Annotated in this window: 3 protein-coding genes and 1 pseudogene; 3 read left to right on the forward strand and 1 reads right to left on the reverse strand. The window is 63.6% G+C overall.

Features of this window, described 5'->3' with window-relative positions:
• Nucleotides 1-479: 479 nt before the first annotated feature.
• Nucleotides 480-719, reverse strand: a pseudogene (locus LQV16_RS23105) (recombinase family protein); the annotation flags it as partial.
• 543 nt (nt 720-1,262) lie between these two features.
• Here LQV16_RS23105 and LQV16_RS23110 point away from each other — a divergent pair.
• The 3 genes from LQV16_RS23110 to LQV16_RS23120 all read left to right on the forward strand — a co-directional run bounded on the left by LQV16_RS23110 (nt 1,263) and on the right by LQV16_RS23120 (nt 3,577).
• Nucleotides 1,263-1,616: a VOC family protein gene (locus tag LQV16_RS23110; RefSeq protein ID WP_229996169.1), complete on the forward strand. Its 354-nt coding sequence runs from the start codon at nt 1,263-1,265 to the stop codon at nt 1,614-1,616.
• Nucleotides 1,617-1,980: 364 nt separating this feature from the next.
• Complete coding sequence (locus LQV16_RS23115; protein WP_229996170.1) at nt 1,981-2,238, forward strand: hypothetical protein; 258 nt, start codon at nt 1,981-1,983, stop codon at nt 2,236-2,238.
• A 370-nt stretch (nt 2,239-2,608) separates the two neighbouring features.
• On the forward strand, nt 2,609-3,577 hold the full coding sequence (locus tag LQV16_RS23120; protein ID WP_229996171.1) for a DUF4386 domain-containing protein: 969 nt from the start codon (nt 2,609-2,611) through the stop codon (nt 3,575-3,577).
• Nucleotides 3,578-3,918 lie beyond the last annotated feature (341 nt).

Consider the following 3,918-nt stretch of genomic DNA (forward strand, 5'->3'; position numbering starts at 1 on the left):
CGAGGATCAACAGGCTCAACTCCACTCATCCACCAATCAGATCGGCAGAAGTGTCACCACCAAGAACCTCGGAACTGTCACCATTGACCTGACAAAGAACTGTCACCTATGTCCTGCGACATAACACGTCGGACTGGGTCGTACCTAGGTCGGTTCGGGTCGGATTCCGCATGTTTCCGGGGGAGTCCAGTGTTTGCGTGGGAGGGAATGCGGTTCGAGTCCCACCTCGGGCACGTGTTTTCACTGTTCAGGGGCTTGTGGTCCTCTGAATGTGTACAAATCTCCTTTATGGGCCCCGGGGCCCATTTTTGTTGGTGGCCGTTGCGGTCTGGCGGCTCCTTCTTTTGACGTGGACAGCGGTGTTGCTGGGTTCACCTTCATGGCTGGGAGCGCTTGGAAACTGCATGACTTGCTGTGACTTGGGATCAAATTCTCATGATCGTCCCTGTCGGCGGCCGGAACTCCTGTCCTCGATGATGTTCTCGAGCATCGGGTAGGGGCCGGGCGAACCTATCGAGTTTGGTGACGATCAGGGTGCCGCCGGCCCGGACGGCCGCCAGGGCTTCGTTCAGTCCCGGCCGTTCCCGTTCTCCGGTCACGCCGTGGTCACCATTGATTAGGCCCTCGAGGACGCCCAGACTCGTAAGTGCCTTGCGCTGCGTTGTTAGGTCTTGTTGGTTGGTGGAGACCCGGGCGTAGCCGGAGATCTGCGCGGGCAGGTGCAACTATCGCGATTGTCCAAGTAGAGCGGGACAGTATTGCGGGCGGGATGTACGAGAATCAAGGGTCCCAGCAACTGTGTCGGATTTTCTCGCAGAGCCAGTGCGGGCCGAGGATGTCGCGATGGGGGACCGGCATGCGGGAAACGGTGAGCCCGAACGCCCCGCCTGGGACCTGCACCACCCGGAACTGGCACCGCAGCAGGTCCCGGCAAAGAGCCCGGCGGGAGCTCATGGGCTGCGCGAAGGAGGTGTCGTGGCCATGGAGTTGTTCGTTGTCAGTTCGGCTTCCCAGTCGTTGAAAGCTCCGTTGATTGCGGGGTGCCGTGCCCTAGAAACTTGGACGGCGTGAACCCGTATGGGAAGTCCCCACTCTTGCCAGGTCAAAGGAGAACCGCGCCCCTCAATGGGGAGCGCGGGAGGCGTTCGGCGTGCTCAGAAGGACAATTTTGGGGGTGTGTTCGTTGTCCACACTTTCGGCTTCGGACGTGGTCGTTTGTGGGTCGGACACCGGCGGACGCGTTGCTCAGGTATGCTCCGAAAATGATTGGAAGCGTTGACGAGGTAGTGGTGGATTGCCAAGATCCAGCCACACTCGCTGAGTTCTGGGCCACTGTCCTTGGCGGAACTCCCGTGCATCGAAGCAATGAATGGTCGTTCATCGATCCGCCGGGATGGACGCGATTAGCCTTCCAGCGCGTGCCCGAGACGAAGCAGGTGAAGAACCGCCTCCATATAGATGTGCACGTGGATGACGTGCCTGGCGCTGCCGCTGCGGCGGTAGCCCTTGGCGCTGTAATGGTTGGCGCAATCCATGCCGATTCAGTGGGCACATTCCAGGTCTTGCAGGATCCGGAAGGCAACGAGTGGTGTGTCGTTCGCTCAGCCGCCGATTGAGACACAGGTGGTGGCGATTGGCGCGGCCTGCGGAATCGGCGGGGTTACCTCGGTTGAGCATTCACGCTGCCCGCACTGCATAGGTCAGGCTGTCCATTTAGAGCGCCTATTCGAGCCGCGCGCCCTTCCTCCGCCACCTCTGAGGTGGCTGTTGAATTCGGCGCCGGAGTCATCGTGGCCGCCACTGCATTCAAGCTTCCACGCTCGAGGATCAGCCTCTGTACGTGCCGGTAAGTCCGTTCCCTCCATGCGACCATTCAGCTCCGAGCGCCGTGTCATTCTCCGATCGCGGGGCGTAGGCTGAGCACGATCCACTACCCGGACCTGGCGCTTCGGCCGTGGCCACCACAGGAAGGCAGCATCGATGGAGATGATCGTCAAGGACAACTGGCACAGGCTCAGGCCCGAAACGCGGCAATGGCTGGTCGACAACCCGGGATGCCTGATCCTCCCGCGCACGATGGTGGCCACCATCTGTGAGGCGACCGGCGGAAGCGCCGACTGTGACCAGCACGGCGAGATTACGCTCTCACAGGAAGACCGCGATTTTATCCGGTCCCGGGCAGGCCAGATCACGGCAACCGGACCGGACGAGCGTTTCTTCGACGCAACACAGCCCTGAAAGGCAGGCCTTCCAGAGTGCCCCGGGGAACACCGCCGACTTGCCGATTTTCGGGACGGCGGCAGCGGGGGGTGCGCGAGGGCGGAGCCAATTGGCCGAGGTGTGCCGTGTCCTTGTCAGCGTCCCGGCGCAGAGCTACCGTGATGCCGGCGGAGGCAGGATGATGGGGCCTGCGTTGAATGCGGCTTCCTCTATGTCCACCCGGCCAATGTGTGTGGATGTACGCCTCGGCGTCAACCGAACAACTCGGTGACGTGCCCCTGGAGGTGTATCCGCGCACCAGGGTCCGGCGCCGCGGCGGCGGCTTCCAGATGGAAATACTGGACTGACTTATGCCCGGCCGGAAACTGGATGTTGAACATTGACCGTCGTGACATTCACGTACTCGGACAGGAACCTTCGCTGGGTGACGGGCGGATTGTTCGTTGTGTGCGCCCTCGCGTTCGCCGCGGCAGCCACCACACGTTCGGTAACGTTTGACTGGCCGGACATCCTGCGGGAGCCGGCCAGCGTGGTGCTGGCGGCATTCGCAGCCGACGGTCCCAGGTTGGTCTGGATCTGGTTTGCGACGGCCTGGGCGTACGGGCTCCTTGCCGTACCGGTTCTGCTACTGCCCGCGGCGCTCGGCCTCCGCCAGGATCCGGTCCTGCGGGTCGCCACGTACGCAGGTGCCGCCTCGGTGCTGCTGTCTCTCATAGGATTCCTGCGTTGGGTGTTCGTCGTTCCGCCCCTGGCCGGCTCCTATGTCAGCGGCGACGCCACGACACGGGCGGCCGTGGACGCCGCCTGGACCGCCCAACATCAGTTCGGCGGAGCGCTGCCGGGGGAGCATCTGGGTCAGTTGCTTGTCATCGCGTGGTCGGTCACACTCTGCGTGATCATCCTGCGCAGCGGGGTCCTTCCGCGCTGGCTCGGTGCCGTCGGACTCGCCGTCAGCATGATCTACCTGCTGAATCAGGGCGACATCATTGCCACCGCACTCCCGGGCTTCCCCGTCTGGGACCTTGCGGGCCTCCTCGGCAGCACCGGCTGGGGGTTGTGGGTGGCTGCACTCGGCGTCAGCATCGTGGTCTCGCCGGCCCGCCGTGGAACAGCGCCCCGGCGAGACGGCCGGGGTAGCAGCAGCGTGAGCACGGGACTGCACGTCATCTTCGGTACCGAAGCCATCGGGCTCGCCACGTACGACGCCCTCCGGAGCCGCGGCCGGACCGTCCGGCTCGTGAACCGGTCAGGACGAGCACGCGGTCCCAACGACGTGGAAGTTGCCGCCGGGGACGCCAGCGATACCGCATTCGCCGCCGAAGCAGCCCGCGGGGCGCCGTCGTTTATCAGACCCTGAACCCGCCATACCCTGAGTGGAACACACAGTTCTAAGCCCTGCAGTCCGGGGTACTGGCCGCCGCCGAAGGCACCGGCGCCCGTCTGGTCAGCATGGAGAACGTGTACATGTACGGCCGCCCCGATGGACGTCCGCTGACCGAAGAGGGAACACCCCTCGATCAGGCCATCGCCGAAACACTCGTGGATTGCGGCGCTGACGAATTCCCGCTCGTCCGATAGCCCTCCAGAAGGGGAACGCGCCGTTCCGGGGATAGGGCTGTCTCCCTGTCCGATTCGGGGCCGCTGACGACGGCTCAGGGGTGGCTCAGTCAACTTGGTCCGACCCGTTAGGCGCAGGTG

This window comes from Arthrobacter sp. Bi26, from assembly GCF_918697925.1.
GTDB lineage: Bacteria > Actinomycetota > Actinomycetes > Actinomycetales > Micrococcaceae > Arthrobacter.